Here is a 5,989-nt window from a genome sequence, read left to right as displayed (position 1 = left end):
ATATACAATAGTACTACCTTGTGCTTATTTTCTATCTTAAATTTCTCTCAAAAAACACAGCGAGCCCTGGTTCCTGAAAACCAAGGCTCGCTGTATTTAACATATTTTAAAGATTAGAAAAATCCAAGGTAGCAAATAAATCATCCAATGTTTCAGCACGGCGGATACGCGTTACACTGCCATCTTCATGAAGCAGAAGTTCTGCTGACCGCAACTTACCATTATAATTAAAGCCCATCGAGTGACCATGCGCCCCCGCGTCATGAATAACGATAACATCGCCATCATTGATTTCCGGCAATGGCCGGTCAATAGCAAATTTATCACAATTTTCGCACAAGGATCCCGCCACATCATACAAATGATCCTTGGGGACATTTTCTTTCCCCATGACTGTAATATGATGATAAGCGCCATACATTCCCGGGCGCATAAGATTAGCCATGCAGGCGTCCACACCAATATATTCTTTCCAAATATGTTTATGATGAATCGCCGTGGTAACAAGGTAGCCATAAGGACCCGTAATAGCACGTCCGCATTCAAAAGACATACGAATATTTCCCAATCCCGCTGGTTCCATAATTTCTTCATAGTAATTTCGGATGCCATTGCTCAAGAAATTATAATCAACAAAAGACTGTTCCGGTTTATACGGAAGTCCAATACCTCCGCCAAAATCAAGAAACTCAATATTAATGCCGACATTTTTCTGCACATCTACCGCCAGCTCAAACATCATTTTAGCTGTATTAATTAAGCCATTAGGATCCAATTCATTTGACACTACCATCGTATGCAGTCCAAAATGTTTTACACCCTTATCACGAAGAATGCGAAATGCTTCGAAAATCTGATCACGGGTCATACCATATTTTGCTTCCTCCGGTTTGCCAATAATATCATTACCTTCCTTCATCAAAGGACCCGGATTGTAGCGCACACAAATCCAGTCAGGCAACGGACCAAATTTTTCTAAATATTCAATCATAGAAATATCATCCAAATTAATCAGGGCACCTAATTCCATCGCTTTTTTGTATTCCTCATACGGAGTATCATTCGACGAAAATACAATATCATGTCCTTGAATGCCAACCTTTTCACAAAGAGCTAATTCAGCCATAGAACTGCAGTCTGCGCCAACTCCTTCAGCTTTCAAAAGTTTCATAATATATGGATTAGGGGTTGCTTTAACAGCAAAATATTCCTTAAAACCTGGTGCCCATGCGAAAGCGCTGATCAGCTTCCGTACGTTATCAATAATTGCCATTTCATCATAAATGTGAAACGGCGTAGGATATTCAGCAATAATATTGCGTATCTGTTTTTCTGTAAATGGTACGATTTTTTTATTCATTTTGTATTCAGCTCCATTTTCTTAAAATATATCAAAAAATATCATATTAAATAAATTGAAGGAAGCTTTCATTCATTGTTTCTTTACAAAATGTATTATATAATAAGATTGTATAATTTGTAAAATAGATTATTCTAATTTCATCAATTCGTATTTCAAATTGCAGCAAGGGGATTATATGGATACGACAACACTTCGCACCTTTATTGCACTAGCCCAAATCAAAAACTTCACTAAAACAGCGCAGCAATTATTTGTCGCCCAATCTACTGTGACGAACCGTATTCGTGATCTAGAAACAGAATTGGATGCCGAGCTATTTATACGCAATCGGAAACAAGTAGATCTGACGCCTTCCGGACAAAAGTTTTTAAACTATGCACAGCGTTTTATTGCCTTGGAAGTTACCGCGCTTCAAGAAATTCAAACCTCTCCCGCATATGCACAAAAAGTCCATATTGGGACAACAAACACCATTTATGAATGCCATCTGCAAAAAAAACTTCGAGCCTATATGAAATCAAAGCCTGACATATCTCTCCATGTTCAGATCAGTCATACCAGAGATATGCTCCATAATCTGCAGGAAGGAATGCTGGACGCCGTTTTTTCCTTTAGTGCTTTTTTTCGTGAAGGCTATATTTGTCATCCTTATAAAACAGATGCATTGGTGCTTGTCTGCCAAGCAGATAATACAGAATATTCTGGTGGCATTTATAAGGACGATCTTCAAAAAATCAATTATTTATTTTGCAATTTCGCCCTGCAAGGTGTCGGCCTCTACATTCAGGACCTATTTCCCCGCCACCATCGCTTCCCCATGGAAATTGACAACAGCACAAAATTACCTCAATACGTCGCAGACGGTATCGGTTACACCTTTCTGCCCCGAAGTCTCATAGAAGATGATCTTGTGCAAGGGCGAGTCCGGGCAATCCCTTTGCTTGATTTTGCTCCACCTAAGGTCGACAGCTACTATATTACCCGAAGTCCGGGTACCATACCCGAAGAATTAGAAGCCTATCTGCTGACATAAAGCCAAAATCTCCGTCACGCATGTCCGCTGCGTCCGGAGATTTTGGTTTCATATAGTTTCTAATTGATCCAACATTTGCTGTGGATTAGCTGCTGCCTTAACTTTGCCAAAGGCCTGAACAATTATACCTTGCTCATCAATTAAGTAGGTGGTCCTGATGACCCCCATGATTTTTTTACCATACATATTTTTTTCCTTCCATACATCGTAGGCCTGAATCGCATATAGCTCCGGATCCGAAATCAAAATAAATGGCAGCTGATACTTCATTGCAAACTTTTTATGGGATGCCACACTATCCTTACTGACACCAATAACCACAGCCTCTTTTTCCTCAAAATGAGGAAAAAGATCAGCAAAGCCGCAGGCCTGCTTGGTGCAGCCAGCCGTATTATCCTTAGCGTAAAAATACAATATAACCTTCTTACCTTGAAAAGAGGATAATGACACTTCGTCTCCATTTTGGTCCGGCAATGTAAAATCCGGGGCTCTTGAACCTGCTTTCAGCATACTACTTCACTCCTTTTGATACGCTATATTACGCTATTATTGTATATAATTATATACAATAATAGCACGAAGTATTTTAAGCTGCAACAAGCAATTGTGCCTCACATTCCATGACTGAGCATAATAATCAAGGTTGACATCATCACGATAGAAACCAAAATATACAATGAACTAATGCAGGCTGCCACTTCAATATTTCCTTTGAGTTTCGCAGTATAATAGCAGGCCATTCCCGCAATCGGTGAAAAAAGCAAAATCATCAATACTCGTTTGATGTCCATCGGATAATCCAGCAAAAAGTAAATTCCCGTCGCAATAGCAGCTGATCCTATAAAACGAATGCCGATATCTGTAAAAATGATATGAACAAAATCTTTTTTCAATGAAACTCCCAGCGCAACACCAATCATCAGCATAGATAAAAAAGTGTTGGCCGAAGCCGGAATAGATGCCCAATTAATCAGAGACGCCGGCAGCTTGACAGAAAATATAGCTAGTAAAATCATCACAATATACGATAAAACCGGAACGGAAGACAATACAGAACGGCAAAGAAGATGGAGAATATTTTCCCCTTCATGACCACGAACGCAACAAGCAAGTCCATAGGCAACGCCTAAACACATAATAGAATTCCCCGCATCAAAAAGACAAACAATAAGAACAGCCGCACTATCAAAAAAATACGACACAAAGGGTAGGGCAAAATTGCCTATATTAAACCCATTTAAATTCAGCATATAAAAACTTTTTTCTATTTTATCTTTACCAAGCATATATCCTAACCCGATAAAAATAAAATTAAATACAATCGCTAATACGCTGATAAATAATAAGCGGTTTTCAAAATGAACTCCATTCAGATTTACAATAATAGCTGTCGGCAATGTAATATTAAAAACAATAGTTGAGATCGTGTTGAAAGATTGCCGGCTAAACAACCTCATCTGCTTCAATATGTAGCCACAGAGAATAAATGAGACAAGAATGCCTGCTTTGGCAATAGTTTCCATCATGATATAAAGGCCCCTTTTCGACACAGTTTCCTAAAAAATAAGCCCTGCTATGTCTGGCCATACTGGCCGGAAACAGTCAGAGCAGGGTTGCAAACGTGTTACTAGTATACGAAATGATCCTCTCTGCGTCAAGAACAAAGTCTATATCTCTACTCTTTGTCTGCTTTTTATTTCTTAATACGATGCATGGCACACTTTGCAATATTTAAGGCTCTCAGTTGAGAAGCTTTTTTATGCTGATGCTGTTCCATCCGTTCTAAAATATTGCCTAATGATGTGACCGCTTCCACAACATACGGTCCCTTATTCAGCATAACGCATTCGGCCCGTTCACTCATCGCGGCATCTGTAATTTCAGCCCGCGATGGAATGCCCGTTTTAACCATATTTTCCAATACTTGGGTTGCCCAAATCACGGGCACGTGAGCAGCTTCGCAAATCCAAAGAATTTCTTCTTGCAGCTCAGCAAGCCTGCGATACCCCACCTCGACGGCTAAATCTCCACGGGCAATCATGATAGCCAGCGGTTGTTTGGAAGCTGCCTGCACAATGATTTCCGGTAAATGATCTACACCGGCCTTCGTTTCAATTTTAGCGACAATTGCAATTTTCCGAGCCTGCTTACCATTTCTTTTTATCAGCTCATTTTGAAGGAGTTGAATATCCTGCGCCGTTTTAACAAAAGAATACCCAACAGCATCCGCGTGTGCAGCAATAAAGTCAAGGTCTTTCAAATCCTTTGGCGTCAATGGAGAAATACAAATTTCTGTTTTTGGAAAATTCAAGCTTTTTTGATTTTTGATCCGTGTGCCCTGTGGTTTGGCATAGTTAACGCAAATATATGCTCCCTCAGGAACAAGTGCCGTCACTTCTGCTTTTATTTTGCCATCATCAATAAGAACAGGCTGACCCGTTTTCAAATGCTGAAATATTTCAGGAATACTGCAAGCAAGAACTACATTCCCCTTATAATCAGCGGGATACTTATTAATATCTCCTGAAACAAGAAACAACGTATCTCCTGCTGCTACTTTCGATTCGGCTCCTCTGATCAATACAGCTGAAATCCGCACCTTAGGACCACTTAAATCCATGTATATCCGACAACGCCGGCCTGTCTTTTTTTCTGCTTTGTGAATGTATTCCAGCATCTGCGCCCACTTATCACGACTGTCATGCGCACAGTTAATACGAGCACAATCCATCCCGGACTTTACCAGATTGCATAATAAATCCGGATTAGTAGCTGCTTCGGATGGAAGAGTAACCATTACATGCGTATGTTTCATGGCCTTGCCAGAACCAAAAATCCGGCTCGTATTATATGTCAAAAGCTCATCTCCATAGAAAAAAGTTTTCCTTGATGGATAATCAATCACTTCTCTTTCTGGCTTGTGACAAATACGTCCTAAGGATGCCATAACTGCATCCAGATTATCAATGGCCCGGGCCTCGCTGCGGCCCAGGGAAGACAATCCTAATGGCAGTAATTTTTTTTGCAGTCCCCGCAAATCATGACACCGCAAGGCCAGATAAAATGCTAAATTCCATGCACTATAGTGAAAAGCTTTGCGTTCAATATGCGGTTTCCAAATTTCAAATAGAGCATTTCCCTCCTTCAATACATCCTGTCGAAGTACATATAACTCATCGTATAAGGATTCCCATCTTTTTTTACAATCATGTACCTGCATGTCTATACCTCCAAGAAAATCCATATAACCGGATAAAGTATCCATCACATTTAACCTGGATTCTCGAAAACATGACGATGAATGTTTCGTCATACATCGTTAAAACCATTGATTTTACTACGTCCATTGCCATTTACGCTTGACTATTCGCTCGTCATGTTTTATAATAATAGATATAAACATGACGAGGTGAAGCATGTCCATCATAACGCAAACCGATAAAAGATCTGGCATTACATATGCTTACGAAACCACATACTACTGGAACAAGAAAAAACAACAGTCGCGAGCAAAACGAACCTGCGTTGGAAAAGTGGATGACAATACGGGAAACATCATTCCAACCAGAGGCCGCTCCAAAAAGAAACCGATT

The 5,989-nt window shown here is 39.9% G+C and carries 5 protein-coding genes; 1 reads left to right on the top strand and 4 read right to left on the bottom strand.

What is annotated here, in order from left to right:
* Positions 1–106: 106 nt before the first annotated feature.
* Entirely contained in the window at positions 107–1,360 is a 1,254-nt protein-coding gene (locus AB840_RS14570; RefSeq protein ID WP_072061874.1) for a diaminopimelate decarboxylase family protein, read from the bottom strand.
* A gap of 178 nt (positions 1,361–1,538) precedes the next feature.
* Here AB840_RS14570 and AB840_RS14565 point away from each other — a divergent pair, with 178 nt between their 5' ends.
* Positions 1,539–2,396: a LysR family transcriptional regulator gene (locus AB840_RS14565; protein WP_048515569.1), complete on the top strand. Its 858-nt coding sequence runs from the start codon at positions 1,539–1,541 to the stop codon at positions 2,394–2,396.
* Positions 2,397–2,444: 48 nt separating this feature from the next.
* Here AB840_RS14565 and bcp read toward each other — a convergent pair whose 3' ends face one another.
* The 3 genes from bcp to AB840_RS14550 form a co-directional block, all read right to left on the bottom strand.
* Positions 2,445–2,906, bottom strand: a complete 462-nt coding sequence (gene bcp, locus AB840_RS14560) for a thioredoxin-dependent thiol peroxidase (RefSeq protein ID WP_048515568.1) — start codon at positions 2,904–2,906, stop codon at positions 2,445–2,447.
* Positions 2,907–3,007: 101 nt separating this feature from the next.
* The gene (locus tag AB840_RS14555; protein WP_048515567.1) at positions 3,008–3,922 is read right to left on the bottom strand and encodes an AEC family transporter; all 915 of its coding nucleotides are present in this window, start codon (positions 3,920–3,922) and stop codon (positions 3,008–3,010) included.
* Between the two features lie 167 nt (positions 3,923–4,089).
* Positions 4,090–5,616, bottom strand: coding sequence for a pyruvate kinase (locus AB840_RS14550; protein WP_048515566.1), 1,527 nt, complete (start codon positions 5,614–5,616; stop codon positions 4,090–4,092).
* Positions 5,617–5,989: the final 373 nt, after the last annotated feature.

The sequence above is a fragment of the Megasphaera cerevisiae DSM 20462 genome, assembly GCF_001045675.1.
In the GTDB taxonomy this organism is placed as follows: domain Bacteria; phylum Bacillota; class Negativicutes; order Veillonellales; family Megasphaeraceae; genus Megasphaera; species Megasphaera cerevisiae.
The sequence above is the reverse complement of the archived record's forward strand: the minus strand, read 5'-3'. Positions and strand labels throughout refer to the sequence as shown.

Bases quoted from the DNA above. Each gene is read 5' to 3' on its own strand.
- AB840_RS14570 (WP_072061874.1), bottom strand. From the start codon at position 1,360: ATGAATAAAAAAATCGTACCATTTACAGAAAAACAGATACGCAATATT.
- AB840_RS14555 (WP_048515567.1), bottom strand. From the start codon at position 3,922: ATGATGGAAACTATTGCCAAAGCAGGCATTCTTGTCTCATTTATTCTC.
- AB840_RS14565 (WP_048515569.1), top strand. From the start codon at position 1,539: ATGGATACGACAACACTTCGCACCTTTATTGCACTAGCCCAAATCAAA.
- bcp (WP_048515568.1), bottom strand. From the start codon at position 2,906: ATGCTGAAAGCAGGTTCAAGAGCCCCGGATTTTACATTGCCGGACCAA.
- AB840_RS14550 (WP_048515566.1), bottom strand. From the start codon at position 5,616: ATGCAGGTACATGATTGTAAAAAAAGATGGGAATCCTTATACGATGAG.